The 26302-nt window shown below is 59.3% G+C and carries 28 protein-coding genes and 1 tRNA gene; 16 read left to right on the forward strand and 13 right to left on the reverse strand.

Annotation, left to right across the window (positions count from 1 at the left end; genetic code table 11):
- Positions 1 to 15 precede the first annotated feature (15 nt).
- The 11 genes from ACQ4MS_RS16215 to gabT all read right to left on the reverse strand — a co-directional run bounded on the left by ACQ4MS_RS16215 (position 16) and on the right by gabT (position 9855).
- Positions 16 to 894, reverse strand: coding sequence for a DMT family transporter (locus ACQ4MS_RS16215; RefSeq protein WP_431095663.1), 879 nt, complete (start codon positions 892 to 894; stop codon positions 16 to 18).
- Between the two features lie 102 nt (positions 895 to 996).
- Positions 997 to 1152, reverse strand: a complete 156-nt coding sequence (locus ACQ4MS_RS16220) for a hypothetical protein (RefSeq protein WP_431095664.1) — start codon at positions 1150 to 1152, stop codon at positions 997 to 999.
- Between the two features lie 89 nt (positions 1153 to 1241).
- Positions 1242 to 1823 (reverse strand): MarR family winged helix-turn-helix transcriptional regulator, encoded by a 582-nt coding sequence (locus ACQ4MS_RS16225; protein ID WP_431095665.1) that lies wholly within the window; start codon positions 1821 to 1823, stop codon positions 1242 to 1244.
- 159 nt (positions 1824 to 1982) lie between these two features.
- Positions 1983 to 2056 (reverse strand) — tRNA-Gly (locus ACQ4MS_RS16230).
- 62 nt (positions 2057 to 2118) lie between these two features.
- Positions 2119 to 2568: a DsrE family protein gene (locus ACQ4MS_RS16235; protein WP_431095666.1), complete on the reverse strand. Its 450-nt coding sequence runs from the start codon at positions 2566 to 2568 to the stop codon at positions 2119 to 2121.
- Positions 2565 to 4043 carry an NAD-dependent succinate-semialdehyde dehydrogenase gene (locus tag ACQ4MS_RS16240; RefSeq protein ID WP_431095667.1) on the reverse strand — a complete coding sequence of 493 codons (1479 nt, stop codon included), beginning with the start codon at positions 4041 to 4043 and terminating at the stop codon, positions 2565 to 2567. The genes ACQ4MS_RS16235 and ACQ4MS_RS16240 overlap by 4 nt, the downstream gene beginning before the upstream one ends.
- 173 nt (positions 4044 to 4216) lie before the next feature.
- Entirely contained in the window at positions 4217 to 5041 is an 825-nt protein-coding gene (locus ACQ4MS_RS16245; protein ID WP_431095668.1) for an ABC transporter permease, read from the reverse strand.
- Between the two features lie 38 nt (positions 5042 to 5079).
- Entirely contained in the window at positions 5080 to 6333 is a 1254-nt protein-coding gene (locus tag ACQ4MS_RS16250; RefSeq protein WP_431095669.1) for an ABC transporter permease, read from the reverse strand.
- A gap of 20 nt (positions 6334 to 6353) precedes the next feature.
- Positions 6354 to 7382 carry an ABC transporter substrate-binding protein gene (locus tag ACQ4MS_RS16255; protein WP_431095670.1) on the reverse strand — a complete coding sequence of 343 codons (1029 nt, stop codon included), beginning with the start codon at positions 7380 to 7382 and terminating at the stop codon, positions 6354 to 6356.
- Positions 7383 to 7450: 68 nt separating this feature from the next.
- Positions 7451 to 8536 (reverse strand): ABC transporter ATP-binding protein, encoded by a 1086-nt coding sequence (locus ACQ4MS_RS16260; protein ID WP_431095671.1) that lies wholly within the window; start codon positions 8534 to 8536, stop codon positions 7451 to 7453.
- A 26-nt stretch (positions 8537 to 8562) separates the two neighbouring features.
- The gene (gene gabT, locus ACQ4MS_RS16265) at positions 8563 to 9855 is read right to left on the reverse strand and encodes a 4-aminobutyrate--2-oxoglutarate transaminase (protein WP_431095672.1); all 1293 of its coding nucleotides are present in this window, start codon (positions 9853 to 9855) and stop codon (positions 8563 to 8565) included.
- A gap of 181 nt (positions 9856 to 10036) precedes the next feature.
- Between gabT and ACQ4MS_RS16270 the strand changes: the two genes are divergently transcribed.
- Complete coding sequence (locus ACQ4MS_RS16270) at positions 10037 to 11452, forward strand: PLP-dependent aminotransferase family protein (RefSeq protein ID WP_431095673.1); 1416 nt, start codon at positions 10037 to 10039, stop codon at positions 11450 to 11452.
- 93 nt (positions 11453 to 11545) lie between these two features.
- Complete coding sequence (gene alaS, locus ACQ4MS_RS16275) at positions 11546 to 14212, forward strand: alanine--tRNA ligase (protein ID WP_431095674.1); 2667 nt, start codon at positions 11546 to 11548, stop codon at positions 14210 to 14212.
- Positions 14213 to 14333: 121 nt separating this feature from the next.
- Here the strand turns inward: alaS and egtD are convergent, their stop codons facing one another.
- Together egtD and ACQ4MS_RS16285 are read right to left on the reverse strand one after the other, a co-directional pair.
- Positions 14334 to 15362 carry an L-histidine N(alpha)-methyltransferase gene (gene egtD, locus ACQ4MS_RS16280; RefSeq protein ID WP_431095675.1) on the reverse strand — a complete coding sequence of 343 codons (1029 nt, stop codon included), beginning with the start codon at positions 15360 to 15362 and terminating at the stop codon, positions 14334 to 14336.
- A 242-nt stretch (positions 15363 to 15604) separates the two neighbouring features.
- Positions 15605 to 16111, reverse strand: a complete 507-nt coding sequence (locus ACQ4MS_RS16285) for a GNAT family N-acetyltransferase (protein WP_431095676.1) — start codon at positions 16109 to 16111, stop codon at positions 15605 to 15607.
- A 176-nt stretch (positions 16112 to 16287) separates the two neighbouring features.
- Between ACQ4MS_RS16285 and ACQ4MS_RS16290 the strand changes: the two genes are divergently transcribed.
- The 14 genes from ACQ4MS_RS16290 (at position 16288) to ACQ4MS_RS16355 (ending at position 26218) form a co-directional block, all read left to right on the forward strand.
- Positions 16288 to 16833, forward strand: a complete 546-nt coding sequence (locus ACQ4MS_RS16290; RefSeq protein ID WP_431095677.1) for a TlpA disulfide reductase family protein — start codon at positions 16288 to 16290, stop codon at positions 16831 to 16833.
- A 128-nt stretch (positions 16834 to 16961) separates the two neighbouring features.
- Positions 16962 to 18083 (forward strand): transglutaminase-like domain-containing protein, encoded by a 1122-nt coding sequence (locus tag ACQ4MS_RS16295; RefSeq protein ID WP_431095678.1) that lies wholly within the window; start codon positions 16962 to 16964, stop codon positions 18081 to 18083.
- A 390-nt stretch (positions 18084 to 18473) separates the two neighbouring features.
- A complete protein-coding gene (locus ACQ4MS_RS16300; protein ID WP_431095679.1) occupies positions 18474 to 18821 on the forward strand; it encodes a hypothetical protein in 348 nt (115 codons plus the stop codon).
- Between the two features lie 92 nt (positions 18822 to 18913).
- Positions 18914 to 19276: a hypothetical protein gene (locus ACQ4MS_RS16305; protein ID WP_431095325.1), complete on the forward strand. Its 363-nt coding sequence runs from the start codon at positions 18914 to 18916 to the stop codon at positions 19274 to 19276.
- 530 nt (positions 19277 to 19806) lie between these two features.
- Complete coding sequence (locus tag ACQ4MS_RS16310; RefSeq protein ID WP_431095680.1) at positions 19807 to 20376, forward strand: hypothetical protein; 570 nt, start codon at positions 19807 to 19809, stop codon at positions 20374 to 20376.
- A gap of 86 nt (positions 20377 to 20462) precedes the next feature.
- Entirely contained in the window at positions 20463 to 20870 is a 408-nt protein-coding gene (locus ACQ4MS_RS16315; protein WP_431095681.1) for a DUF2251 domain-containing protein, read from the forward strand.
- 414 nt (positions 20871 to 21284) lie between these two features.
- A complete protein-coding gene (locus tag ACQ4MS_RS16320; protein WP_431095682.1) occupies positions 21285 to 21806 on the forward strand; it encodes a hypothetical protein in 522 nt (173 codons plus the stop codon).
- Positions 21807 to 22205: 399 nt separating this feature from the next.
- Entirely contained in the window at positions 22206 to 22901 is a 696-nt protein-coding gene (gene pyrF, locus ACQ4MS_RS16325; protein ID WP_431095683.1) for an orotidine-5'-phosphate decarboxylase, read from the forward strand.
- 38 nt (positions 22902 to 22939) lie between these two features.
- The gene (locus ACQ4MS_RS16330; protein WP_431095684.1) at positions 22940 to 23602 is read left to right on the forward strand and encodes an HAD family hydrolase; all 663 of its coding nucleotides are present in this window, start codon (positions 22940 to 22942) and stop codon (positions 23600 to 23602) included.
- A gap of 93 nt (positions 23603 to 23695) precedes the next feature.
- Positions 23696 to 24103, forward strand: a complete 408-nt coding sequence (locus tag ACQ4MS_RS16335; RefSeq protein ID WP_431095685.1) for a hypothetical protein — start codon at positions 23696 to 23698, stop codon at positions 24101 to 24103.
- 97 nt (positions 24104 to 24200) lie between these two features.
- Positions 24201 to 24782 (forward strand): DUF2867 domain-containing protein, encoded by a 582-nt coding sequence (locus ACQ4MS_RS16340; protein ID WP_431095686.1) that lies wholly within the window; start codon positions 24201 to 24203, stop codon positions 24780 to 24782.
- Between the two features lie 10 nt (positions 24783 to 24792).
- Positions 24793 to 25092: a hypothetical protein gene (locus ACQ4MS_RS16345; RefSeq protein ID WP_431095687.1), complete on the forward strand. Its 300-nt coding sequence runs from the start codon at positions 24793 to 24795 to the stop codon at positions 25090 to 25092.
- Between the two features lie 30 nt (positions 25093 to 25122).
- A complete protein-coding gene (locus tag ACQ4MS_RS16350) occupies positions 25123 to 25470 on the forward strand; it encodes a hypothetical protein (RefSeq protein WP_431095688.1) in 348 nt (115 codons plus the stop codon).
- Between the two features lie 58 nt (positions 25471 to 25528).
- Entirely contained in the window at positions 25529 to 26218 is a 690-nt protein-coding gene (locus ACQ4MS_RS16355; protein ID WP_431095689.1) for a hypothetical protein, read from the forward strand.
- Positions 26219 to 26302 lie beyond the last annotated feature (84 nt).

Here is a 26302-nt window from a genome sequence, read left to right on the forward strand (position 1 = left end):
GCTGCCCGGCAACTTTCAGCGTGCGGTTGCGCGCTGTGCGGAGCTGCGGAAAACCTGCATCAGGCCCAGCAGGATCGCCAGCATGCCAGCCAGGCTCCAGGGCGCCAGGCGGTTGCCAAGCACCAGGTAGTCCAGGGCAGCCGTACCTGCGGGCACCAGGTAGAACAGGCTGGTGACGTTGACCAGGTTACCGGCGTGGATCAGGCGGTACAGCAGCAGCGTGGCCACCACGGACATCACAACGCCCATCCATACCAATGCCACCCAGAAGCCGGTGCTCAGGTCGACAGCCATAGGCTGAAACGGCGCGAACAGCAGGCATAGCAGCAGGCTGCAGGCCAACTGCAGTGGCAGCACGTCGCGCGGCGCCTGTTTGACCGACTTTTGCAAAATGGCGCCCAATGTCATGCAAGCCAATGCGCCGAAAGCAAACAGTATTCCGGTGGCGGTGAAGTGCGCTCGCGCAATGCTTTCGTACACCACCAGCACCAGCCCGCCCAGAGCCAGTCCGAGGCCTGCCAGGCGCCTCCTTGAAAAGGCCTGCCGCTCCGTCAATGCCAGCGTCAGGATGGGCTGCACGCCCAGCACAGTAGCCAGTACGCCGGGCGTGAGACCGTGGTCGAGCGCCAGCAGATGGCAGATGGAATAGCTGCCGATCATCAGAAGTCCTGTGAGTGCGACATGCAGGCGCGTGCCGGGCGCCGGCAGCCAGCGGCGCCCGGCCAGCCCAAGCGCGAGCAGAACACTGAGCGCAAGGGCAAACCGTAAACCCAGAAAGGCGAAAGGGCTGGCGTGCTGCAGCCCGAGTTTGGAGAAAAGCGCGCCGCTGCTCCAGATCAGGACGAAAAGGGAAGTCGGGCCGAAGGTGGCCCAGGCCGTGTTTTTTGAAATCATGAAATTACCTGCCGAAAAGAGGACAAGCTCCAGCGAGCGCACGTGGCGCGGCTGCGCCAGTGGCTGAATCAAACGAGGCTGGAGAGCTGGACCGGCTGGGACTCAGCCGGGAACGTGCGCGGCCGGCGGATAAGCGCCGGAAGCGACCACGTTGCGCGGAGGTGCGGCAGGTGGGGGAGCAGTAAAGCCGCCCGTCAGGCGCATGTCGCCGGCCAGCAGGGCTGGCGCGGTGGCATGGCGTGAAAAGGGCGTGTTCATGGAAACACTATACCCGGTAACCCGGTAACCCGGTAACCCGGTAAAACGGTGGCGGGAGCAATGAGCTCAGGCGGAGATACCCGCGGCTTTCAGGGCGCGGCTTTTTTACCCCGCTTGCTGCGGGTGGTTGAAGCAGGCGAAGCAGCCGTAGCGGCAGGCCTGGCGGCAAGCTTGCGTTTGACTTCAAGCGACGTCTGCAGCAGCTCATCTTTCGCGAGGTTCTCAATCATCGCCAGCAGCACTGCGCGCGTGGTTTTGATGTCCTCAGCCGCAATGCCTTCGACGCTAACGGCGTTGGTGTCCTCGGCCAGGGGCACCAGCAGCCCCTTGAGTGCCCGGCCTTTGTCGCTCAGGTACACGTACATGTTTTTTTTGTTGGTGGGCAGCTGCTTGCGGACGATGTAACCCAGCGACTCCATGGCTTTCATTGCCGTAAAGGTAGTGGGTTCCATCACGCCGGCACGCTCGCTGAGTTCCTTTTGCGTCAGGCCGTCCGACTCCCAGAGAATCCGCAGAAAAGTCCAGTGGCCAAAAGGCACGCCATGCTCTGCCAGGCGCACTTGCAGCGCGCGGTGAAAGGCGCGTGATGCATCGCGGACCAGGTGCGCCAGGCGGTCATTGGGAACGGCCTCACGCCAATGGCGGAGGATGTTTTGCGTGTCGTTGCTCATGAGTCGGCATTGTGACGCACTTGGTGGGGGGCGGGTGCCCTCGTAGACGGCAGGCCAGGAATTCGGCTGGATCACCCGAGATGAGGAAGCGGTGCTGCGCAGCACGGCGTCGTGTGAGTCACCGCTGGGGGGCGGCTTAAGGCCTCAAGACAGGAATACTGGAGCGGGTGAAGGGAATCGAACCCTCGTATGAAGCTTGGGAAGCTGCCGTTCTGCCATTGAACTACACCCGCGATTCGTACCTATTCGTACCTGATTGTAAAACCACCTGGCCAGCAGTTTTAAAACCCGAAAATCAGGGCCGTAAATAAGCCCAGCCTTCACCCTGCTTCTTCATGATTTCGGTAACGCCGGCTGGCACATAGCTGATGCCGGCCAGCATGTCGTCCTTGCTGAGTTTCTGGCCGCGCATGGTGTTTTCACAAGCGGTGACCTTGATGCCGGCTTTGGCGGCGTCGGCGATGCGCGAGCCGGTGGGTGACTCCAGTTTGAGCATGGCTATGCCCGGGCCGTAGGCGACGATTTCAATGTCGACATTGGCGGCGCCTACGTCGTCCTGCAGGTTTTTGGCATTGTTCAGAGCCAGGTTCCACTTCGCTGGGTCGTTGTCGCTGACCTGGATCACCATTTTGTGGCGTTTTGTGCCTGCTGCCCCTGTTGTCTGTGCGCGCGCAGCTATCAAAAAAGGAGCAATCAGGGCGAGCGACCCCATGGCGCCGAACTGGATAAAAAACCTGCGGTTCACTTGCTGATATCCCCGAGGCACAAATACTTCATCTCAAGGTACTCGTCCATGCCGTGGCGGGAACCCTCGCGGCCCAGGCCGGATTGTTTGACCCCGCCAAACGGAACATGTTCGGTGGCGATGACACCGGCGTTGATGCCGACCATGCCGTACTCCAGCGCTTCAGCCACACGGTAGATGCGGCCGATGTCGCGGCTGTAGAAATAGCTTGCCAGGCCGAACTCCGTGTTGTTGGCTGCGTCAATCGCTTCCTGGTCTTTGTGGAAGCGGAAGACCGGCGCGAAGGGGCCAAATGTCTCCTCCCTGGCGCACAGCATGTCGGCTGTGGCTTCGGAGATAACGGTCGGTTCAAAGAACTGGCCTTTGATCTTGTGGCCGCCCGCAAGCAGCTTGCCACCCTTGGCCATCGCGTCATCCACATGGCGCTGCACCTTGTCGACGGCAGCGTCTTCAATGAGAGGGCCTTGCACCACGCCATCTTCAAAGCCGTTGCCTACCCTGAGTGACTTGACTTTGGCGGCAAACTTTTCGACGAACTGGTCGTAGATACCGTCCTGCACATAAATGCGGTTGGCGCAGACGCAGGTCTGGCCGGCGTTGCGGTATTTGCTGGCCATCGCGCCTTCGACGGCGGAATCCACGTCGGCGTCGTCAAACACGATGAAGGGCGCATTGCCGCCGAGTTCGAGCGCGAGCTTCTTGATGCTGGGTGCGCTCTGCGCCATCAGGATGCGGCCGACCTCGGTGGAGCCGGTGAAGCTGATGTGGCGCACGATGTCACTGGCGCAAAACACCTTGCCTACCGCGATCGAGTTGCCGCTGTCCGCCGTCAGCACGTTGAGCACACCGGCCGGGATGCCGGCGCGAATGGCCAGCTCGGCGGCGGCCAGGGCGGTGAGCGGGGTTAACTCGGCGGGTTTGATGACCACAGGGCAGCCTGCGGCGAGCGCCGGGGCGACCTTGCGCGTGATCATGGCCAGGGGGAAGTTCCACGGCGTGATGGCCGCGCACACGCCGATGGGCTGCTTGATGACCATCAGCCGGCGGTTGTTGTCGAATTGCGGCAGGGTTTCGCCGTTGACGCGTTTGGCTTCTTCGGCAAACCATTCCACAAAACTCGCGCCGTAGGCGATCTCGCCCTTGGCTTCGGCAAAGGGCTTGCCCTGCTCGGCGGTCATGATGCGCCCCAGGTCTTCCTGGTTGGCCATCAATAACTGGTACCACTTGAGCAGGATGGCGTGGCGCTCCTTGCCGGTCTTGTTGCGCCAGGCGGGCCAGGCGGCGTTGGCGGCGGCAATGGCGGTCTCGGCGTCCTGGGGGCCCAGGTTGGCCACGTCGGCCAGCTTCAAGCCGGTAGCCGGGTCATTCACGTCAAAGCGGGCCTTGCCCGCGACCCACTGGCCGTTGACCAAGGCGTCGGTTTTGAAAATGCTCGGATCTTTGAGAAAGGAGATGGGGGAGGTTTTCATGTCCATGGATATGTCCTGAAAGGTGGGATGTGTTTGCGGGTATCTGGGCAATGGGACTGATTTTGACTGCTTTCGGGCCGGGGTGTTTTGTGACTGCACGTTCCCCAGTTCCGGGGAGGGACGGGTGTTATTGGCTGCTGCTGGCGGTCCTGCTGGGGCCTGGCATCACAAATGCCTTGTCAGTCCCGGCGTCCGCGTAACCACTCGAGAAACAGCAAAAGCCCCGTGGTGAAAAGAATCAGCAATGTCGCCACGGCCGCGATGGTCGGCGAAATGTTTTCCCGGATGCCGGTGAACATCTGCCTCGGCAGCGTGGCTTGGTCCGCGCCTGCCAGGAACAGCGTGACCACCACCTCATCAAACGACGTGGCGAAAGCGAACAGTGCGCCGGAGATGACACCCGGTGCAATGACCGGCAGGGTGATCCTGAAAAACGTCCGCAACGGAGTTTCCCCCAGGCTGAGCGATGCGCGGACGAGGTTGTGGTTAAAGCCGGCGAGCGTTGCAAGTACGGTGGTCAGTACAAAGGGCGCACCCAGCGCGGCATGCACCACGATCAGTCCGAAGTAGCTGTCAGCAAGACCCAGCGGCGCAAAATAGAGATAGGTGGCCACACCGACCACGACGATGGGGACCACCATGGGCGCGATGAGAATGCCCATGAGCAGGCTCTTGAACCGGAAGTTGGTTCTGGACAAGCCAACGGCCGCCAAGGTTCCCAGCGTGGTGGCGATCAAGGTTGCAGCGGGGGCGACGATGAAACTGTTTTTCGCAGCCCTGGCCCATTCCGGCGAATCGAGCAGGTTGCGATACCACTTCAGTGACCAGCCCGGGATCGGGTAGCTCAGAAAAGAGCTGTCGGAAAAAGACAGCGGCACCATGACCAGGATGGGTGCCAGCAGGAAGACCAGAATGGCAACGCACACGGCGCGCACCAACCACCAGCCGGCTTTGTCTGCCAGGCTGGCATAGCGGGGAAAGGCGGGCCCTTTGATTTTGAACATGGTGAACGGTGTTTGCGTCTGTAAAAAGAAAAGGAATGTCAGCCGATGCTGAGTTCGGCCTTGCCGATGCGCCGGTAAACGCTGTAAAGAACCATGGTGGCCATCAGCAACACAGCACCCAGCGCACAGGCCATGCCCCAATTGACTTCGACGTTGGTATACCGGGCGATGTAATAGCTCAGCATCTGGTCATCGGCGCCGCCGAGCAGGGCGGGGGTGACGTAATAACCAATCGAGAGAATGAACACCAGCAGCGCGCCGGCACTGATACCGGGATAGGTCTGCGGCACGTACACCCGAAGGAAGGCAGACAGTGGGGCGCTGCCCAATGAAACGGCGGCCCGGACGTAAGTTGCCGGCACGTTTTTCATCACGCTGTAAAGAGGCAAGATCATGAAGGGCAGCAGGATGTGCACCATGGCAATCACCACGCCTGCGCGGTTGAACAGCAGCGCCAGCGGGCTGTCGATGAGGCCGATACCCATCAGCCCGCGATTGACCAGCCCTTCGGATTGCAGCAGGACGATCCAGGCCGCTACCCGGACCAGAATCGATGTCCAGAAGGGCACCAGCACCAGGATCATCAGCAGGTTCGCCTTGCGTGCCGGCAAGGAGGCCAGCCACCAAGCCAGCGGGTAACCCAGCGCCAGGCAAAAAACGGTGACCAGAAAACTGATCTGGAAGGTACGAAGCAAGATGGCGCCGAACGCACGCTGGTCTGGTGGCATGCGTTCCACCTTGCCTTTGCTGTCGCGTTGCAGGTCGATCGATGCCAGCAGATAGTCGGGCGTCCAGCGGGAACTGTTCTTGGCAATCGCCTGCCAAAAGAGCGGCTCCGCCCAGCGCGGATCGAGCTGGAGCAGCCTGGCCTGTATTTCTTCAGGAGTGCCCGGGATGGGCAGTGCGCGGTACGTTCCCATCACGAGGGAGCGCGCACCGGGGACTTCAGAATTGAGGCGACGTGCCAGCGCGCCAGCGTCCGAGCTGTCGGAGAGATGGCCCAGATCTTCTACCAGCGTCGCGTAACTCGCGGGTTTCGGTGGAGCCTCGGGGTTCCAGTCTTTCAGGCTTTGCACTGTCCGGGGCAGCGCCGCCACCACTTCCGGGTTTTCAACAGCTCGTTGCAGCAGGGCCGCAATCGGGACCAGCAAGGTCAGCAGTAAAAACACCAGCAAAGGCGCGGTAAGCGCAAAGGCGCGCCATTTTCGTCGTGCATCCGCGCGCGACAGCGCGATGCGCAACGCGGCGGCGTCATTTCCCTGAAATGCGCCCTGGCTGGTGATACTGCTCATCGCGTGCTTGCTCCGTCAGCTTATTGCGTGGCCCAGGCGGCGAAGCGTTTTTCAAGTGCCTCGCCCTGGTCGGCCCAGAAGCCGACATTCATCTGGATGGCCTCTTTCGCATTGGCAGGCGACGTTGGCAGATCGTCCAGTACCTTCTTGTCGAGCTTGGCCAAAGCCTGGTTGTTGACCGGGCCGTAGGCAATGTTCTGGGCATAGACGGCCTGGGTGGCGGGCTGGCTGGCAAAGGCGATGAATTTCATCGATGCGTCCTTGTTGGGCGCGCCTTTGGGAATGACCCAGTAGTCCAGGTCGTAAATGCCGCCGGGCCAGTAGATCTTCAGGTTGCGGCCTTCGCGGTTGGCGGCGTCGATGCGGCCGTTGTAGACGGTGCTGAGGGCGACATCACCAGCCACGAGGAACTGGGCGGGCTGGGCGCCGGCTTCCCACCATTGGATGTTGGGCTTGAGTTCTGTGAGCTTGCGAAATGCGCGGTCAGAGCCGTCCTTGGTGGCCAGGACCTTGTAGACGTCGGCAGGTTTGACGCCGTCGGCCATCAAAGCGAATTCGAGGTTGTAGCGGGCGCCTTTTCGCATGCCGCGCTTGCCGGGGATCTTCTTGACGTCCCAGAAGTCGGCCCAGCTGGTGGGGGCGGTTTTGACCTTGTCGGCATTCCAGGCCATCACGGTGGACCACACAAAAACGCCTACGCCGCATTCCTTGACCGCAGCAGGCAAAAAGTCTGCCTTGGGGCCGATCTTGCTGAAGTCGATTTTTTCAAACAAACCTTCGTCGCAACCGCGCTGCACATCAGGTGCCTCGACCTCGACCACATCCCAGGTGACTTTTTTCGTCTCGACCATGGCCTTGATCTTGGCCTGCTCGCCGTTGTATTCCACAGCGACGACTTTGGTGCCGGCTTTTTCGAAGGGCTCGTAGTAGGCCTTTTTCTGCGCATTGGCGTTGGCCCCGCCGAAGTTGACGACGGTGATCTGCTGCTGCGCGAGCGCAGGCAGGGCCAGACAAGAAGCCATGGCAAGGGCGATGATGTTTTTCTTCATGGTGCTATTTCCTCGGTGGTTGATAAAGGGCAAGGTGAACGTTGAAAGGTGCAGGGGAACGGGGACCTTCAGGCCGCGTAGATTCGTGTGAATGCAGCGGGAAATTCGAGATGCACAACTTCACCCGGTTGCGGCGGCGCCAGGCCGTTCAACAGGGTGAGGGGCAGCTTGACCGTGGCTTCCGCCTGGCCGCTACCGATGTCGCATAACAAGCGCAGGTGATCGCCGAAATAAATGATGCGGGCCACGCGGGCCGGCAGCACGCCGGCAGATGAGCCCGTTGCCTGTCGATGCAACACAATGCGCTCCGGCCGGATGTAGGCCTCCACTTGCGCGCTGATAGCCGCGTGATTGACGTTGGTGCCGTTGAGAACACGGCCATCCGGCAGCTCAATGCCGGTGGCGCTTGCCTTGCCTTTAAGGACCGTGCTGTCGCCCACGAAGCCGGCGACAAAACGGTTGGAAGGTGTTTCATACAGTGCCTCTACGGGCGCCAGCTGCTGGATCGCGCCGTCGTTGAACACCGCCACCCGGTCACTCATCGTGAGCGCCTCGCCCTGGTCATGCGTGACATACACGAACGTGACGCCCAGTTGTTTGTGCAGCTCCTTCAGCTCAATCTGCATGTGCTCACGCAGCTGCTTGTCGAGCGCGCCCAGCGGTTCGTCCATCAGCACCAGTTGGGGCTCGAACACCAGCGCCCGCGCCAAGGCCACGCGCTGCTGCTGGCCGCCTGAAAGCTGCCCGGGCAGGCGGTCAGCCATGCCCGACAGGCGAACCATGTCGAGCGCACGCTGCACGCGGCTGGCCTGGTCGGTTTTTGACACCTTGCGCACCGTGAGCGGGTAGGCCACGTTCTGGCCCACAGTGAGATGCGGGAAGAGGGCGTAGTTCTGGAACACCATGCCGAAGTTGCGCTTGTGCGGCGGCGTGCGGGTGATCTGCGAGCCGTCGAGAAAAATTTCCCCGGCCGTCGGCGACTCAAAACCAGCGAGCATCATCAGCGTGGTGGTTTTCCCCGAGCCGGAAGGGCCGAGCAGGCTCAGGAATTCCCCGCGATGAATGTCGAGGTCAAGCTGCTGCACGACCAGCTGTTCGCCGTCATAGGTTTTCTGTACGCCGGAAAAGCGCACAAGCACATCGTTATCAGTCATCGGTTTTCCTGAGCTGTCCACGAAGATCAGCGCGATGCGGTGAAGCTGTCGGCCAGGATTTGCAGGCCTTCGTCCAGCAAGGCGTCCGGCGCGGTGAGGGGAACCAGAATCCTGATCACGTTACCGTAGGTGCCGCATGAGAGCAATATCAGCCCGCGCCGGGCGGCTTCGGCCACCACCCGTTTGGTCAATGCCGCGTCAGGGCGGGCGGGGTCGCCGTTTTCAAACAGCTCAATCGCCACCATGGCGCCCAGGCCGCGTACGTCGCCAATGGCGGTTTCCTGGGCCGAAATCGCGCGCAGGCCTTTGATGAGGTGGGCGCCCAGGGTTTTGCTGCGTGCCAGGAGTTTTTCTTTCTCAAAGGCCTTGAGTACAGCCAGTGCTGCCGCGCAGCCGATAGGACTGCCGGCATAGGTGCCGCCCAGGCCGCCAGGGCCAGGCGCATCCATGACCTCGGCGCGGCCGACCAGGCCCGAGATCGGGAAACCGCCCGCCATGGATTTGGCGATGGCGATCAGGTCGGGCGCTACCGGCCACTGTTCGCTGGCATACCAGGTGCCGGTGCGGCCTGCGCCAGTCTGGACTTCGTCGGCGATCAGCAGGATGCCGTGCTTGTCGGCCAGCGCTTTCAGGCGGCTGATGAACTCGGGCGGGGCAATGTAGAAGCCTCCCTCGCCTTGCACCGGTTCAATGATGAAGGCCGCCACCCGCTCGGGTTCCACATCGTTTTTCAGAATCTGTTCAACCGAATGCAGTGCTTGGTCGATGCTCACGCCGTGCAGGGCGTTGGGGTATTCGGCATGGAACACTTCGCCGGGGAAGGGGCCGAACCCCAGCTTGTAGGGCGCTACCTTGCCGGTCATGCCCAGCGTCATATTGGTACGGCCGTGGTAGCCGCCCGTGAAAGCGATGATGCCGGGGCGCTTGGTGTAGGAACGCGCTACCTTGACTGCGTTCTCGACCGCTTCGGCGCCGGTGGTCAGCAGCAGGGTCTTTTTGGCGAAGTTGCCGGGTGCCAGGGCATTGAGCTTTTCCGCCAGTTCAACGTAGGGCTCATAGGCGACGACCTGGAAGCAGGTGTGCGTGTAGAGGTCGAGTTGGGCCTTGACGGCGGCGATGACTTCAGTATGCAGGTGCCCGGTGTTGAGTACGGCGATGCCGCCGGCGAAGTCGATATAGCGGCGGCCCTCAACGTCCCACAATTCGGCGTTTTTGGCCCGGCTGACAAAAATCTCGTGGGCCTGGCCTACGCCGCGTGTCACGGCGGCTTGGCGGCGCGCCATCAGGGCGGCGTTGCTGGAGGTCTGGTTTGGCTGCATGTTCGGGTGATTTCAGGTTGAAAGAAGAAGATGGGTGGACTTTAGAAGTCCGCGCCAGGCCCGTCCATGTACACCACCGCGCTGTTTTCAACACACTGTGCGGGTCTAGAATCCTGTACATGGATTCCCCAACCCGGTGCATGAGGTCCGCGATGCACAATCTGCCCTTTTTGGTTTTTTGATGCTCACACTTCGCCCGGAACTGCAGACCCCCCTTGTGAGCCAGATCGTCGACGGCCTGCGGGGCATGATTGCCGGGCAGGCGCTGAAACCGGGCGTCAAGCTGCCTTCCATCCGCGGTTTTGCCGCCATGCATGGCGTCAGCGTTTTCACGGTGGTAGAGGCTTACGACCGGCTTGTGGCCCAGGGATGGCTGGTTTCCCGGGCCAATGCCGGGTTTTTCGTCAAGCGCAGGGGCGATGATGGTGCATCCGGCGCGCCGTACGCGCAGCCCCCGCAGCCGAAATTTGACGCGCGCTGGTACCTCAAGCAGATTTTCGAGAACCGCAACCTGCCGATGAAACCCGGTTGCGGCTGGTTGCCGCATGATTTCCTGTTCGGGGATGCGCTTCGCCGCAGCATGCGGCACCTGTCGACGGACGGCTCTTCACTTGAAGGTTACGGCCTGCCTTATGGGCATATGGCCTTGCGCATGGTCATCGCGGAGGCGCTGGCCGAAAACCAGATATCGGTTGAGGTTGACCAGGTGCTGCTGACGCAAGGCTCCAGCCAGGCATTGGACCTGGTGGCCCGGCAACTGATCAAACCGGGGGACACCGTGCTGGTGGACAGCCCTGGTTATCCCAACCTGATGTTCATGCTGCGTTTCCTGGGCGCCAACCTCGTTGGCGTGCCGCGTACCCCCACGGGCTATGACCTGGCCGCGCTGGAGGCGCTGCTGGCCGTGCACAAGCCCAAGGCTTTTTTTACGCAGCCCCGCCTGCAAAGCCCGACCTGCTCGATTGCTTCGGCGGCCCATTTGCACCGCTTGCTGCAGCTGTCTGAGACGCACGGCTTCACGCTGGTGGAGAACGATATTTATGCCGACATGGACCCGGTCTCGCGGTCCACGCTGGCCAGCCTGGACCAGCTGCAGCGCGTGGTCTACATCGGCAGCTATTCCAAAACCATCTCGCCCAATTTACGCGTGGGCTACCTGCTGGCGCGAGGAGAGCTGATCGAGGACCTGGCCCAGCTCAAGATGATTTCGGGCCTTACCTCGTCAGATATTTCCGAGCGGCTGACCTTCGGGGTGGTCACCGACGGCCGCTGGCGCAAGCACCTGAAGTCACTTCGCGAGAAGCTGGCGGTAGCGCACCGCAAGACTGAAAAGAACCTGACCGGCCTGGGCTTCGAGCTGTTCCATGAACCAGGCGCCGGCATGTACCTGTGGGCCCGGCATCCAGACCTTCCCGATGGAGCCGTCCTGTCCAAAGAGGCCACGCCCGAGGGCATCATGCTCGGCCCGGGACAATTGTTTCTGCTGGAGCCCCATCCGACGGGTTGGCTCCGCTTTAACGTGGCTTTCAGCGACGATGAGCGCATATGGCGCTTTTTGTCCCACCGCATTGATCTGGGCCGGCAGACGGCCCAATAAGCGGGGGCATCCCCCTCAAACCTATAATCAAAGGCTTAGCCAAAGCGGGTGAGCCCGAGGGCGTCCGCCTTGCCAAAACCACTATTGCAGACCATGAGCCATCCCACTTCCAAGTCAGCCTCCACGTCAGCTTCAACGCCCGTATTCACCGTCGCAGACATTCGTAAGACTTTCCTCGACTTCTTCGCGTCCAAGGGCCACACTGTGGTGCCGTCCAGCTCGCTGGTGCCGGGCAATGACCCGACGCTGATGTTCACCAACTCGGGCATGGTGCAGTTCAAGGACGTGTTCCTCGGCACCGACAAGCGCCCCTACGTGCGCGCGGCCTCGGTACAGGCCTGCCTGCGCGCCGGCGGCAAACACAACGACCTGGAGAACGTGGGTTACACCGCGCGCCACCACACCTTTTTTGAGATGCTGGGCAACTGGAGCTTCGGCGACTACTTCAAGCGCGAGTCGCTCAAGTGGGCCTGGGAGCTGCTGACCGAGGTCTACAAGCTGCCGCCCGAGCGCCTGCTGGCCACGGTGTATGAAGAAGACGACGAGGCCTACGACATCTGGACCAAGGAGATCGGCTTGCCGCCCGAGCGCGTCATCCGCATCGGCGACAACAAGGGCGGCCGCTACAAGTCCGACAACTTCTGGATGATGGCCGACACCGGCCCCTGCGGCCCGTGCTCGGAAATCTTCTATGACCACGGCGACCACATCCCCGGCGGCCCGCCCGGCAGCCCGGATGAAGACGGCGACCGCTTCATCGAAATCTGGAACAACGTGTTCATGCAGTTCGACATGGCGGCCGACGGCAGCGTCACCAAACTGCCCGCGCCTTGCGTGGACACCGGCATGGGCCTGGAGCGCCTGGCCGCCATCCTGCAGCACGTGCACAGCAACTATGAAATCGACATCTTCGAGGCGCTGATCAAGGCCGCCAGCCGTGAGACCGGCGAGAAGGACCTGGGCAACAAGTCGCTGTTCGTGATCGCCGACCACATCCGCGCCACCGCCTTCCTGGTCAGCGACGGAGTGAACCCGTCGAACGAAGGCCGCGGCTACGTGCAGCGCCGCATCATCCGCCGCGCGATCCGCCACGGCTACAAGCTAGGCAAGAAGACGCCCTTCTTCCACAAGCTGGTGGCCGACCTGGCTCGCCTGATGGGCGACGCCTATCCCAAGCTCAAGACCGACGAAGCCCGCATTACCGCCGTGCTCAAGGCCGAGGAAGAGCGCTTCTTTGAAACGCTGGAAATCGGCATGACTATTTTGGACACGGCGCTGGCAGGCGGCGCCAAGGTGCTGCCTGGCGACGTGGCCTTCAAGCTGCATGACACCTATGGTTTCCCGCTGGACCTCTCGGCCGACGTCTGCCGCGAGCGCGGCGTCGAGGTGGATGAGGCCGGCTTCAATGCCGCGATGAAGCAGCAGCAAGACGCTTCGCGGGAGGCGAACAAAGACAAGATCAAGATGAAGGGCTCCCTGGATTACTCAGGCAACGCAAATGCATTCACAGGCTATGAAAGGCTTGAAGAGCAGGCTCGCGTGCTTGCGCTTTATATAGAGGGCGTTCCGGTACAGCAGCTTAAAGAAGGGGAAACAGGAATCGTGGTACTGGATACGACCCCCTTCTACAGCGAAAGTGGCGGCCAAGTGGGGGATAGCGGCGTTCTGGCAGCCGAAGGGGTGCAGTTCGGGGTGAATGACACCCAAAAAATCAAGGCTGACGTATTCGGCCACTTCGGTACACAGACCCAAGGCACATTGAACGTTGGCGACACTGTCAAGGCCGGCGTCGATATGGCGCGTCGCCACGCTACCGTGCGCAACCACAGCGCCACGCACTTGATGCACAAAGCACTGCGCGAAGTGCTGGGCGACCATGTGCAGCAAAAGGGCAGCCTGGTGAACGCCGAGCGCACGCGCTTTGACTTCGCGCACAACGCACCCGTCACCGACGCGCAGATCCGCGAGATCGAAGCCCGTGTCAACGCCGAAATCCTCTCCAACGTGGCGACCGATGCCAGCGTGATGGACATGGAAGCCGCGCAGAAGACCGGTGCCATGATGCTGTTCGGTGAGAAATACGGCGACAGCGTGCGTGTGCTGACCATTGGCTCCAGCAAGGAACTCTGTGGCGGCACGCACGTGGCGCGCACCGGCGACATCGGCCTCTTCAAGATCGTCGCCGAAAGCGGCCTGGGAACGGGCGTGCGGCGCGTGGAAGCCGTGACCGGCGAGAACGCGCTGGCCTACCTGCAGTCGCTCGAATCCACGGTGCAGGCCGCGGCCGGCTCGCTCAAGGCCAGCCCCTCGGAACTGCAGGGCCGCATCGGCCAGGTGCTGGACCAGGTCAAGTCGCTCGAGAAAGAAATCGCCGCGCTCAAGGGCAAGCTGGCGTCTTCGCAAGGCGATGAGCTGCTCACGCAGGCGGTGGACGTCAAGGGCCTCAAGGTGCTGGCCGCCAAGCTCGAAGGCGCCGATGCCAAGACGCTGCGCGACACCATGGACAAGCTGAAAGACAAACTGAAAACCGCTGTCATCGTGCTGGCCGCCGTGGATGGCGACAAGGTGCAGATTGCTGCAGGCGTGACGGCCGACAGCGTGGGCAAGGTCAAGGCCGGCGAACTGGTGAACTTTGTGGCCCAACAAGTGGGCGGCAAGGGCGGCGGCAAGGCCGACATGGCCATGGCCGGTGGTACGGACGCCTCGAAGCTGGGCGATGCGCTGAAGTCGGTGCAGGCTTGGGTGACCGAGCGTGCCTAAGGCGGTCTTGAGGTGCCCCCGATGCACGTCAGATTGCTATTGATTTGATAGCTGCCCGCGCCGATTATTAAAGGGATAAAGGCCAATTTCATTCAAGAAATTGGCCTTTTTCATCCCTTTTTCACTCCACGGCGGCCCAGAACACCGCAAACCAGCTTTGCGGGTCGGTCCAGTAGTGAACCTGCCCGAATCCGGCTTGCCGCAGCAGTGCCGTCATGCTTTCCACGGTGTACTTGTAGGAGCATTCGGTGTGAATACGCTCGCCAGCGCCAAAGCGCCGCGCATGCCCAGGCCAGCGCACCGTGAGCTCCGACAGGGCTTCGAGGTGCATTTCGATGCGCGACTCCGCGGCATTGAAGAGTGCCACATGGCGCCACTGGCGAACATCAAAATCCGCCTGAAGGAGCCCGTTGACATTGAGCAGCAGGTTTTTGTTGAAAGCGGCCGTCACGCCCAGTGCATCGTCGTAAGCCGCTTCCAGCCGTGCGGTGTCCTTTACCAGGTCAATGCCCAGCAGCAGGCCGCGCGCCTTGCCCTGCGCCGGGTCGGCAATGTGCTGCAAGAACCGCAGGGCCTCTGCTGGATGAAAGTTGCCCAGGCTGGAGCCAGGGTAGAAAAACACTCGCTCCTGGCTTTGCACTTCGCGGGGCAATACCAGGCCGGACGAGAAATCCATGCCCAGGCCGACGATGTCGAGTGCGGGAAAACTGTTTTGCACCTGCGCGGCGGCATCGCGCAAAAATTCCACCGAGATGTCGACCGGCACATATTGCCGCGGCTGAAGATGCGGAATGAGCGCTGCAGCTTTGGCGCAATTGCCGGCGCCCAGGTCGATGAGGCAGGCGTGGTGGATACCACTCTCGCTCAGCGTGGCAGCGATCTGCGGGTAAGACGCCGCAAAGATGGCGGCCTCGGTGCGAGTCGGGTAGTACTCCTCAAGGCCTGTAATGGCCTCGAAAAGTTTCGAGCCCAGCTCGTTGTAAAAGAATTTGGGGCTGATGGTGGCCGAAGGTTCAAGCAATCCCTCTTCCAGTTCCTGCGCCACACTCTGGGTCTGGCCCGGCTGTGACTCGTTGTAGAGGTTGATGAACTGCGGCGATGCCGTTGGAAGGGCCTCAACGAGGCCGGGAAATTTGAGGGGCAGGTTCACGTTGGATCAGCCAGTTAAGTGATATCGACAGATTTAAAAGCAGATAGCGAGGCACCTTTGTAGGACTGAACCGCTTCGGGTGCAAGCGACATCGGCCAAATGCTGTCCTATATAGGGTTTGCGGACCGCCAACTGAGCTGCACGCGGTCAACCATCGCCATCTGTACTCCCTGTGTCACTTGGTCGTTGAATGCTTCCTTTTCTTACAAAAAGCCGGTCCGCACCGATACTGCACGATCAGTTCAGGGCGTTGGCTGAACATGGCTTGTGTCCCCTTGCGCGAAGCGCTGCAGGGTTTCGCCGGCCATGCGGTAGCGCACCCATTCAGCTTGCGGCTTGGCGCCCAGCGACTGGTAAAACTGGATGGCCGGTTCGTTCCAGTCCAGCACGCTCCATTCAAGCCGTCCGCAGCCGCTGTCAAAAGCCAGCCGGGCCAGGTGACGCAACAGCCCCTTGCCGGCGCCGCTACCGCGATGTTGGGGCGATACGTACAAGTCCTCCAGGTACATGCCTTTGCGGCCCAGCCAGGTGGAGTAGCTGAGGAAGTACACCGCAAAGCCCACGGCCTGGCCGTCTATCTCGCAGATGAGGGCCCGGGCGGGCGTGCCCGGCTCAAACAGGCTGCGCTCGATGTCCGCGACGCTCGCGATGACTTCGTGCTCTGCTTTTTCATAGATGGCCAGTTCGACGATGAAGGCGTGGATCACTGCGGCGTCGCTGGCTTGCGCGTCGCGGATGTTGATGTTCATGAAAGTTCCTGTACTGTGATTTCTTGGAAGACGCCGGGGCGCTGCAGCAGATGCTATACGGTCCCTAAAATGCAGGCTGTGCTTGTCCTTGCGCAATCTTGCTGTTCTTGCGGCGATAGAAGCCACCCATCCCATTTACCCATCAACCTGCGTATCAGCGTATTAACGCCAGGCCCATGCCGACCCTGTTTATTTCCCGCCGCCATTTCCTGAAGCAGACAGTCGCCGCCGGCTCAGGTGCGGCCATGCTTCCTGCCATGTCGCAGGGGCTCACCGGCCCGGCGTATGAAGTCGCCCCCTGGGCTGGTCCGTTGGCAGCGTTCTCGTTGGTGGACACAACCGGCAAGACCTGGCGCCCAGCGGATTTGCGTGGGCGGGCCGTGCTGCTGAATTTCTGGGCCAGCTGGTGCGAGCCCTGCCGCGCTGAAATGCCGACGCTGCAGCAGATTGCCGATCTCTACGGCGACGACAAACTGCTGGTACTGGCCATCAACTTCAAGGAGCCGGCGGCGCGCGCGCTGCAGTTCGCCAAAACCACCGGTGTCACGCTGCCGGTGCTGCTCGATCTGGACGGCAAAGTGGCCAGAGGCTGGGGCGTGAAGGTGTTCCCGACTACGCTGATGATCGACCGCACCGGCCGGCCGCGCCAGCGGGTCACGGGGGAGGTCGACTGGACCGGTGCAGCGGCTGAAAAGCTGATTGCGGGACTGCTTAGGGCCTGACAGTGCCCGCAGGCAAACCCGGCCCCGGAGCAAGGCGAGGGCAGAGGCGATAATTGCGGCCCAGACATCCCGCGGCATCTTTACCTGCCGCGGTGCACGTCGCCCTCACCCCATCCGGAGATCTTTTGATGACCACCGTACGCCGAGCCTTTCTGAAAAATACCGCGGCAGCTGCCGTAGCCGCGGCATTGCCCGCCATCACCTTTGCCCAGACACCCGTTGCCGCGCCCAGCCGCAGCAACTTCGCCCCCCAAAGCGGTACTTGGCGCACCTTTGATGTGACGACCCGTGTCGACATCCTCAAACCGCAAGGCGTGACCAAGGTGTGGCTGCCGATTCCCTCGGTCAACAGCGACTACCAGCGTTCGCTGGACAATGGTTTCTCCAGTAACGGCATCACCCAGCTCATGCAAGACGGCCAGGATGGCGCCAAGATGCTGTATGTGGAGTTTGCAGCGGGCGAGCCAAAACCCTACGTGGAGCTGACCAGCCGCGTACAGACGCAAGGCCGTGCGATGGATTGGTCGCAGAAGACAGCCCCGGCTGAAAGCGCCGACACGCTGCGTTACTTCACGCGTCCCACGGTCCTCATCCCGACCGACGGCATTGTGCGCAAGACCGCACAGGCCGCCACCCAGGGCGTGAAGACTGATGTTGAAAAAGCGCAAAAAATCTACGACTGGATCGTGGCCAACACCTACCGCGAACCCAAGGTGCGCGGTTGCGGTGAGGGCGACATCAAGACCATGCTCGAAACCGGCAACCTGGGCGGCAAGTGCGCCGACCTGAATGCGCTGTTTGTGGGCCTGTGCCGCTCGGTTGGCCTGCCGGCACGTGACGTCTACGGCATTCGCCTGGTACCGTCGGCATTCGGCTACAAGGAGCTCTCGGGCAACCCGGCAAGCCTGAAGGGCGCGCAGCATTGCCGCTCAGAGGTTTACCTCAAGGGCTACGGCTGGGTGGCGATGGATCCGGCCGACGTGGCCAAGGTCATGCGCCTCGAAACAGCCGAGTGGATCAAAACTACCACCAACCCGGTGGTCGCGCCCGTGAACAAGGCGCTGTTTGGCGGCTGGGAAGGCAACTGGATGGCCTACAACACCGCCCATGACGTCGCGCTGCCCAAGGCCAGCGGCGAGAAGCTTGGCTTCTTCATGTACCCCGTGGCTGAAAACGCAGCCGGCCGTTTTGATTCTTACGCGCCGGATGATTTCAAATATCAAATCACGGCAAAAGAGGTCATGGCCTGAGCATTAGGCTGCGTGCAGCCTGACAAGGGCTGATGATGCAGGAAACAATGAAACCGCGATGGGAGCCGGCGTTGTCAGGACGGCTTGCTGTAAAGCGCTTCATTGTTTGGATCGGCGTCATCAATTTGCCCAACGTCAAAAGCTGTGTGAAACTGGACTGAAAATTTGCGGGGTTTCACAGAATTTTTATAACTGTATTAATTTACAGTATGTTGTCTTGAGGCCCAGCATACAAGCGGCTTACAGGAGTTTTGAATGTCCAGATTAGATTGCAAGCGCCAGGTTATACCGCAGGTTTTGCGGCATACATTACGTTAGGCATTTAATTTCCGCGTTGGTGGCACAACTCATGAAGTTCATTCGAAGCACTTTGCAATCTGGGAGTCTCTGATGACCGCAGATAACCTATGCAACGCCGCTCTGGCAGAGCGAGGCGAGCATCTATGCAAACTGATGCTGCGCGAAGACGGGAACATTCCGGGTGAGCTTTGGTCTTGGAGCGTCTACATAGATGGAAACTCTCACCGCCGTGGTCCTGGATCAACAAGAAGCGATCCATTGAAGTGGTACGCAACCCTTCCAAAAGGTGAGCACCGCGTTGTCGTTCGAGAGGAAGACCCGACGAAGAAACACCGGCAAGAGTCGAATACCCTGTACTTCATCGTCGAGCTTCAGCAAGAACTCGTGATCAACGTAGCCTTCAATGAAGGTGAAGTCGTCTTGTCGCTAGCAGAATGAAGCGTTCTCGTGGCAAAAATGCCTAACCCTTCAATCGAGAGGACGTACCCCGGCAAGCCGGGTCACGCCTCTCATCTCAAACGTTAGACCGCATGGAAACTTCATCGCTCGTCGTAGGGCAAACGTACTACCGTCTTACGTTTGCGGACATTGAGATGACTATCCCAGGGATTGAGCCGCTTGTTTTCTCAGGAATGCATGAGTCCTCCCAAGGCGAACTGCTACCTACCTTTCAAGACACGATCTCCTATACATGGGTAGGTTGCTATCCTGGCCCATACAGGCGCGGCCAAGACATTGACGTCGCGCTGTACCCTATGAAAGAGGCCGAAGCGGCGGAAATGCTCTCGCTTTCGGAAGTCGTAGGGAAGATCAACGAACTTTTCGTCAGAGCGGAACGCCTGGGATTCCCCACGCTAAAGCCGCCGCGCATCCCACCTGGCAATGCGGCCTAACCGTTCCATCGAGAGGACGCTTTCCGGCCTTCGGCCTCCAAGCGCCTCTCATGTCAAACATTAAACCTTATGCCGTTCTGCCCAAAGTGCGCCACGACAGGCGATAACGATGCGATTGTTTGCACTGTATGTGGTGCACCTCTGCCCTCGTCACCGGAGCTAACCGCGAAAGGACTTCCTGAGCCGCAATCCATCACCATAAATAAGATTATTGCGATTATTCTTGGCCTATTGAGCGTTTGGCGTGGCGGGTTACTTTTACTTGTTGGCCTGGCGCTTGCGTGTTGGCTGTACATGGCGAAAGGTAAAGTGCCATTGTTCTTCGCATATGCGTTTTGCGCCGTTATCGTGGTTTTGGCATTTGTTGTTTTTGCGGTGCTAGGCGCAGCGCTCAGCAGCAGGTAGATGGTGTGAAAGAAGTAAGGCTTAACTTGTTGATTGATCGGATCGTCAACGGCGGTGGCTGCATGCCTCATTCTTCGGAGCGCGGCACGCCGTTGTCGACCGTTCATCGCCAACGTTAAGTGTCTATGAAAGTTGCTGTCTCCGCGCTACAACCAGGGGATGTAATTCGAACCAATCCAGACGATGGGTATTGGGGATGTGCGATCGTCCTTGATCGCTTCTCGCTCTCGCCAATGTTTCCAAAGTCAGAAGCTAGCCACATTGCTACGACTGGGCTTGTAAAGAAGAGCCTCTATGAGTTGGTGGACATTGATATGTCAGACCTTAAACCGCTGTTGTTTGAGCAGCATTACCAGCCTACTGAAGATTCACCGCTTTACATCAAGACCGTAACCTGCGTTGAGAAGTACGCATTACTAGGTAAGCACAAGGTTGACGTTATCGGGACAACTGACCCACTGCAAATATATGGCGGTCCGTTGTGCGCCACATTCGGCGACTTCCCTGGCGGCTTTCCGTTGCGCATGCATATTGACAGGTATCTGGGAAATGAAGCACTCATTACTTGGCGAAGGAAATGCGATAAAGACGCTTGGGATGCGATGGTGGCGAAGAGCAATGCAGCTAATTTTGATCTTGAGAAAGAAAGGCTTCAGAAGAATCATGAAACACGTAAACCAAGAACGCGAGAGTAGGACACCTAACCCGATGGTCGAGCGGAGCTGCGCAAACAGCCGCGCAGCCCGCTCAACTCAACGTTAGAGCGCACGAGTCATTCCCGATGCCAATCCAAATCACCTCAGAACACGAGTTCCTCGTAGGTCAGCCAACCGTCATCGAGGGGCCAGCGCCAGAAGGTTCACTCGTCGTAGTCTTTGAAGACGACGGGAGTACTGGCTACTTCTACGCGCTCGACACATCGCACGAAGGGCAACCTATTCAGGATGCCCTCCAAATCTACAATGTCACCAATGTCTCTGACCGCGCCAAGCCATCGACGGTCAAGATCGGTTGGTCGCTCGACAACCAGAAGGCCGTCTTGCTAATCAACGGACATCCTCATGCAGTCTTTGATTTCGCGGCAAAGCAAGGCTACTGTCGCACTGGCTTTCCTCCGCCGTCTCCCGCCGGTGCTTGGGCAAGTCAAGGCCACGAGTGGCGCGAAACCGCAATTGAGCTCTTTGCGTGAAGCGCTCTAACCCTTCCTTCAAGCGGACCTGCCTTCGGCAGGCCACTTAAGTCAAACGTTAAGTCTCAAGAGAAATCACGCGATGGACGCGCACCTGAAACTACGACCGTACGAAGCGCTAATCTCGCATCCAGGCCCGCTTGCCGCTGTCTTTCGTGTCACCGTAGTGGCCAGAAGTCTCGACGATGCGACGGAACGGCTGGAGAGTGAATATGGGCTTGGTCGCGTGTACAGTCTTTGGAATGAAGACGACGCGAACAAGCCGAGGAGTGCAAATTGAACGGTGTGATCGGTTGGACGGCGAGACTTAACAGGTTCGTCGAATGGACCCACAACGGCGGCCAACGTGGTCGCCATTCTTCAAGGCTGAGTGCGCCGTCGTGGTCCACTCACGGCCGACGTTAGGTGGCTGCTATGGCACGATCAGTCATTTCAAGCCGAAGGGGCGGGATCGTACGGCTCCTCATTGCGTCTGCCCTATTGGTCGCTTTTGGCAGCTATTTTTTTTACCTCGGCTGGGAAACGTTCATTGATGGTGAGGTGCTCATTAAAAGAAAGAACAGTAATCCGTACATGGCATATGCGTACGGGGAGAATTCAGAAGCCTTCTTCCGTTACTTTCGCGATTGGTTCTGGGCCACCGGGCTCATCGTTCTCACGGGTGTTGCTCTTCCGATTTGTTTGGTGCTTCTTCCCTCAAAGCAAAGGAACTATTGGCTTCATTTCTTTGGAGAAACTGCGGGGGGGATACGTAGCAATCTGCCGTGGGCTTTGGCGCTCTTGATATGCATGGCGCTGTTTGGCTTGCTGGCTGACGAGGTTAGCGATCGCGGCCTGCCGCCAACGCGGCGCATAAAGCCCCTTAACCCTTCGATCGATCGGCCATCTTCCAGCGTGCTACCCACGCTTCCCGGCGCCGCTCAGGTCCAACGTTAGACCGCAAAGCCATGCCCGGTTACGCCGTCTACGTTCTCCTTGTCTGCGCTGGCTTCGGCGTGTGGGCGCTGCTGTTCTGGTTTGTGCGGACAAGCTCCGGGCCGAAGCGGATGGCGCTGGGTTGGAGCCTTGTTGGGCCGCTTCACGCCTACTTGGAGAAACGCGGGTACCGGCTGCGCCGGCGAGAGTTGTTCGGGTGGGCACTGGTCGGCGCCGTCATGCTCCTTGCCCCTGTGCTGTCGTGGCTGCTTGAGCGATGATTGCGCGTATGCGGTCTAACAGGTCGTTCGACACGGAAACGCAGCGGCATTGCGCCGCGAGCCGTGCGCGAGAGCATACGTCTCGCGGCGCAATGCCACTGCGTGCCGGTCAACTCCGACGTTAGAAGCCATTTCAGATATGCCATCACCAGTCATCATCGCGCTTGACTTCGAATCCTCGGCTGCGGCGTTAGCGTTGGTCGATCGGCTCGGCCCCGAAGCCGATCACTACAAGGTCGGCCTTCAGCTGCTCACAGAGTCTGGACCGCAGGTAGTTCGAGAGCTGGTGTCATCAGGAAAACAGGTCTTCCTTGACCTCAAACTTCATGAGATACCGAACTCTGTAGCGAATGCAGTCAAAGCCGCTGGCAAACTTGGGGCTTCAATGGTTACGGTCCACACGTCAGCGGGTTCGGCTGTTCTGCGAGCGGCTGCTACTGCTGCCGAGTCATACCCGAATTTAAAAGTCCTTGGCCTTACGGTCATCACAAGCCTTTCTGACGCCGAGCTCCCAGAGATCGGTCTCGCACCATCAATCAAGGACCAGGTTTTCCGCCTCGCTTCGCTGGCTTGCAGGTCAGGCTGCCATGGTGTCGTGGCTTCTGCCCAGGAGGCCGCCTATTTGCGTGGTTCCTTGCCTGCCGGAGTACTCATCGTCTGCCCCGGCATTCAGCTTTCCCAGCCGACGGCTGCAGACCAGGTGCGCATCTCCACTCCTGCTGCGGCAGCCAAAGCAGGTGCCACTCACATCGTCATCGGCCGCGCCATAGCAGGTGCTTCGGAGCCCCTGGCGGCGTATCGCACAGCAGTCGAGTCGTTTAACAATGGCGTCTAACCCTTCAATCAGCCGGACATACCCCGGCAAGCCGGGTCATGTCGTTTATCTCACTTGCCAAAATCTCTGAGTGTTTCGTGGCCATAGAAAACATCCTCTTTGATGCTGATGGCGTTCTCCAATACGCAACAAGGCACTGGCAACCTGCGCTTCAGTCCATTCTCAAGCTCGAAGATGAGACGCAAGCCAAAGCCGTTCTAGCTGACGTGTTCGAAGCCGAAACCGAAGTGCTCGAAGCCGAAGGCGGTTTCGCTGAGCGGCTCGATGCAGTGCTCTCAAAATGGGGCCGATCAGGCTTTCTCTCCGAAGCGCTGAGCGTTATTCATGCAATCGAAATTCACCAAGATGTCATGCAATCCGTCCAATCCATTCGCCGTTCGGGCATTCGGTGCCACGTCGGGAGCAATCAGCAGACCTCGCGCGCAAAGCATATGTCTGAGGGGCTGAACTACAGGTCTCTATTTGACACCGAGTTCTACTCGTGCGTTGTTGGCGTAGCTAAGCCCAAGGTTGCCTTCTTCGAGAAAGTCGTTGCACAACTCGGCTGCGATGCAAGCGCCGTGCTATTCCTGGACGATAGAGCTGAAAACGTTAAGGCTGCAAAGCAGGCAGGACTAAATGCAATGGTCTTCTTTGGCTCAAACGGCGCGTCTGAGCTTCAGCGCCAGTTGGCCGGCTTTGGCGTGATCGTAGATCACTGACACAATGCACGAGAAGCTCAACCCTTTCATCGAGAGGATTTGTCCCGGCAAGCCGGGTCAAAGGCTCTCATATCAAACGTTAAACATCAAAGAATGACCGTCGCCGATCCTCACAAAGAACTTAGCATCCGGTTGTTCGCGAGCTTGCGGCGAACCGGCGTAAATTTCATCTTTGTCTGGCTGGTGGCATTGGGCGGCTTGGTTGCACTATCGTTCACTTCGCAGCCGTGGCTTTTGTGGGCGTTATCTGCTGTGCTCGCCGTTCTGTTTTGCGCCGTTTGTCTTCCGAACATCGGTCGCACCGTGGCGCTCTACAAAATGCACGGAGGCTTTGACCGAGCCTTTCGCCTGCATGTCGTTCTCGCTGACGCTGGTGCCTGCGGGACGTTGTATGCTGTAGTCGCTCTCTGGTGGCCTCTTCCGTTTGCCTTTGCGGGCTTAGTCGTCGGCTTCGTCGCAGCACTTTTCAATAGTCTGGTCGGCAGTGGCAGTGACGCTTAACATGACGATCGACGCGGCCCTACAACAGCAGGCTGCTGTTCCGCCGCTACTTATCGTAGTCCGGCCCTCTCCACGTCAGACCTCAGAAAGTTCGTCCATGCCAAGCAAAATCACGCCGGTAATACAGGTTGCCATCCCGTCGCAGTCTGCCGTTGCTACTGCATTCAAGTCGGTGAATCTCGCGGACGCGTTCTCGATTCAACTTCCTTCTGATTCCTCTATAAATCCGGATGTCTTGGCCCGATTCATCTTCTCGGTGCAGCCATCCTGGATCGGAGCGCTCCTCAACGTTCGAGATGCAATCGTTGCGGGATTTGGCCTAAAGACCGCCAAACACCTCGCAACGCTCTCTGGTGACGCTACAGTCCCCCGCATCAGCATCTTCAGGGTCTTCGGCACTACCGAAACTGAGGTCGTCCTGGGCGAGGATGACAATCATCTTGACTTCCGGCTGTCAATTCTCTGCATGCCAGGCTTGCCGCCAAATACCGGTAACCAACTGACCCTGTCAACCGTCGTTCACTGCCACAACCTTTTGGGCCGAACCTACTTATCGGTCATTGCTCCCTTCCATCGCCAGGTTGTGAAAGCCAGTCTTCGTCGCGCTGCAAGCGTTGGGTGGCCCAAGGCAAGTGAAAGCTTGTGCAACCGAACGCGTGTCGCCCCGCTCAGCTGTTAGACGGCACAGCATGCCGACTCGCGCCCGCCGCGCCATGGAGATAACCGACGCAATTCGGCACGTCCTTGTATTTGATTGGGACCCCATTGGAGTGATGGATGATCCGGACTGGCCACGAGACGAATACGACTCGTACATCGGTCATGTTTATGTCATGCTTGCCCGCAAGGAGTCGGTCGAATCTATCTCTCGGCACCTGTGCTTCATTGAGGAGAAGGTCATGGGCCTTGGCGCCTTGCCTGCTTCCGCTCGGTTGAACGTAGCGGTTAAGCTCAAAGCCATCGACATAGGGTCCGCCGGTACGGTCTAACGTGTCGGTCACCTTACATAGGAGTCATTAATGAGCACCCTTGCGAAGGATTCTTCAGCTTTCGAGGCGCACCAACGACGAATGCTGCTGGAGATCCTGATAACCGTCCGCGATGGCTTCGTCGAAGCTGGAGTGAAAAAGGAGAAGAGGCTGCGCGAGTTGACCGAGAATCTGGCCTTCCATTTGGCATGCATCGTCGATGGGTCGAGGGTGATGAATACTGGCGCGGAATATGTGCACCCTGTACTGGCTTTTACAAAAGGCATCGGTAAGAAGCCAGACTACGCGGAGTTGATCTACTCTGGTGGTGGCTCTTGGATGCACGAGATACTTGACGAGGAACTCACGAATGAAGTATTCGAAAAGGATGATTCCTGACACGTCCGTCGAATGGATCGTCTGTGGCGACCGCTCACATACACGTTAGGCGTCACTCATGACTGCATTTCGACTACTCGCCGTTCAAGTCCTCCTGTGTGTGTGCAACGTATGTGTCGCAGGCGTACCTACATCCAAGGAGCAAAAGGCATTGCTCGCAATTGCACCCGAGTTTCGACATCTCGACTTCGTCTCTGCAGCTGCGGAGGGAGACTTGAATGGCGACGGAGTTCTCGACTTGTCCTTGCTGCTGACTGGACGCAAAGGCGAAGATCCGCGAGAGGAGCGGTTATTCGTTCTCATTGGAAGAGCGGATGGCAGCTATCAAGTTCTTTCAACGTCTGGTGAGTTCTGTCACCCCAGCAAGTTCTACAACCTGGACATCAAGAACAATTCCTTGGTCGTTCAGGCGGTGTACTACGCAGACGCCGCCCGGTTCTCGGGCTTCACCCTGCAGTTCCGTTACAACGCCGGTATCAAAGATCTTGAACATATCGGAGAGCAGCAAGACGATGAAGACTATTCCAGTAACTCCCACTATAAAGTGAGCCTTAACTATTTGACCAGGGCTGCCATTCACTCACGGCGCGCTGGAAAGAGGCACAAGGAAGTTAGAGGCCGGCTCATTGATGCCCCCGGCGTATTGCCTTTAAATGGATTTGTCTGTTCAGGCTACGGCATGACGAATTCTTCCGTCTACATTGACGACAACTTCAAGGTGTTGAAGAAGGGAGGTACTTCTCCATGAGGCCTAACCCTTCCATTGAGAGGACGTCACAAGGGCTGAGCCCTTGCGTCGCCGTCATGTCAAACGGTAGGAGTCGACGAACGC

The sequence above is a fragment of the Polaromonas aquatica genome, from assembly GCF_050626995.1.
GTDB lineage: Bacteria > Pseudomonadota > Gammaproteobacteria > Burkholderiales > Burkholderiaceae_C > Polaromonas > Polaromonas aquatica_A.

Excerpts from the sequence above, each read along its gene's own strand:
- ACQ4MS_RS16250 (WP_431095669.1), bottom strand. The coding sequence starts at position 6,333 with ATGAGCAGTATCACCAGCCAGGGCGCATTTCAGGGAAATGACGCCGCC.
- ACQ4MS_RS16315 (WP_431095681.1), top strand. The coding sequence starts at position 20,463 with ATGCCAATCCAAATCACCTCAGAACACGAGTTCCTCGTAGGTCAGCCA.
- ACQ4MS_RS16300 (WP_431095679.1), top strand. The coding sequence starts at position 18,474 with ATGACCGCAGATAACCTATGCAACGCCGCTCTGGCAGAGCGAGGCGAG.
- ACQ4MS_RS16215 (WP_431095663.1), bottom strand. The coding sequence starts at position 894 with ATGATTTCAAAAAACACGGCCTGGGCCACCTTCGGCCCGACTTCCCTT.
- ACQ4MS_RS16340 (WP_431095686.1), top strand. The coding sequence starts at position 24,201 with ATGCCAAGCAAAATCACGCCGGTAATACAGGTTGCCATCCCGTCGCAG.
- alaS (WP_431095674.1), top strand. The coding sequence starts at position 11,546 with ATGAGCCATCCCACTTCCAAGTCAGCCTCCACGTCAGCTTCAACGCCC.
- ACQ4MS_RS16335 (WP_431095685.1), top strand. The coding sequence starts at position 23,696 with ATGACCGTCGCCGATCCTCACAAAGAACTTAGCATCCGGTTGTTCGCG.
- pyrF (WP_431095683.1), top strand. The coding sequence starts at position 22,206 with ATGCCATCACCAGTCATCATCGCGCTTGACTTCGAATCCTCGGCTGCG.
- ACQ4MS_RS16305 (WP_431095325.1), top strand. The coding sequence starts at position 18,914 with ATGGAAACTTCATCGCTCGTCGTAGGGCAAACGTACTACCGTCTTACG.
- ACQ4MS_RS16240 (WP_431095667.1), bottom strand. The coding sequence starts at position 4,043 with ATGGACATGAAAACCTCCCCCATCTCCTTTCTCAAAGATCCGAGCATT.
- ACQ4MS_RS16350 (WP_431095688.1), top strand. The coding sequence starts at position 25,123 with ATGAGCACCCTTGCGAAGGATTCTTCAGCTTTCGAGGCGCACCAACGA.
- ACQ4MS_RS16255 (WP_431095670.1), bottom strand. The coding sequence starts at position 7,382 with ATGAAGAAAAACATCATCGCCCTTGCCATGGCTTCTTGTCTGGCCCTG.
- ACQ4MS_RS16345 (WP_431095687.1), top strand. The coding sequence starts at position 24,793 with ATGCCGACTCGCGCCCGCCGCGCCATGGAGATAACCGACGCAATTCGG.
- ACQ4MS_RS16295 (WP_431095678.1), top strand. The coding sequence starts at position 16,962 with ATGACCACCGTACGCCGAGCCTTTCTGAAAAATACCGCGGCAGCTGCC.
- ACQ4MS_RS16320 (WP_431095682.1), top strand. The coding sequence starts at position 21,285 with ATGGCACGATCAGTCATTTCAAGCCGAAGGGGCGGGATCGTACGGCTC.
- ACQ4MS_RS16330 (WP_431095684.1), top strand. The coding sequence starts at position 22,940 with ATGTCGTTTATCTCACTTGCCAAAATCTCTGAGTGTTTCGTGGCCATA.
- ACQ4MS_RS16310 (WP_431095680.1), top strand. The coding sequence starts at position 19,807 with ATGAAAGTTGCTGTCTCCGCGCTACAACCAGGGGATGTAATTCGAACC.
- ACQ4MS_RS16220 (WP_431095664.1), bottom strand. The coding sequence starts at position 1,152 with ATGAACACGCCCTTTTCACGCCATGCCACCGCGCCAGCCCTGCTGGCC.
- ACQ4MS_RS16225 (WP_431095665.1), bottom strand. The coding sequence starts at position 1,823 with ATGAGCAACGACACGCAAAACATCCTCCGCCATTGGCGTGAGGCCGTT.
- ACQ4MS_RS16355 (WP_431095689.1), top strand. The coding sequence starts at position 25,529 with ATGACTGCATTTCGACTACTCGCCGTTCAAGTCCTCCTGTGTGTGTGC.
- ACQ4MS_RS16270 (WP_431095673.1), top strand. The coding sequence starts at position 10,037 with ATGCTCACACTTCGCCCGGAACTGCAGACCCCCCTTGTGAGCCAGATC.
- ACQ4MS_RS16260 (WP_431095671.1), bottom strand. The coding sequence starts at position 8,536 with ATGACTGATAACGATGTGCTTGTGCGCTTTTCCGGCGTACAGAAAACC.
- ACQ4MS_RS16245 (WP_431095668.1), bottom strand. The coding sequence starts at position 5,041 with ATGTTCAAAATCAAAGGGCCCGCCTTTCCCCGCTATGCCAGCCTGGCA.
- ACQ4MS_RS16290 (WP_431095677.1), top strand. The coding sequence starts at position 16,288 with ATGCCGACCCTGTTTATTTCCCGCCGCCATTTCCTGAAGCAGACAGTC.
- gabT (WP_431095672.1), bottom strand. The coding sequence starts at position 9,855 with ATGCAGCCAAACCAGACCTCCAGCAACGCCGCCCTGATGGCGCGCCGC.
- ACQ4MS_RS16285 (WP_431095676.1), bottom strand. The coding sequence starts at position 16,111 with ATGAACATCAACATCCGCGACGCGCAAGCCAGCGACGCCGCAGTGATC.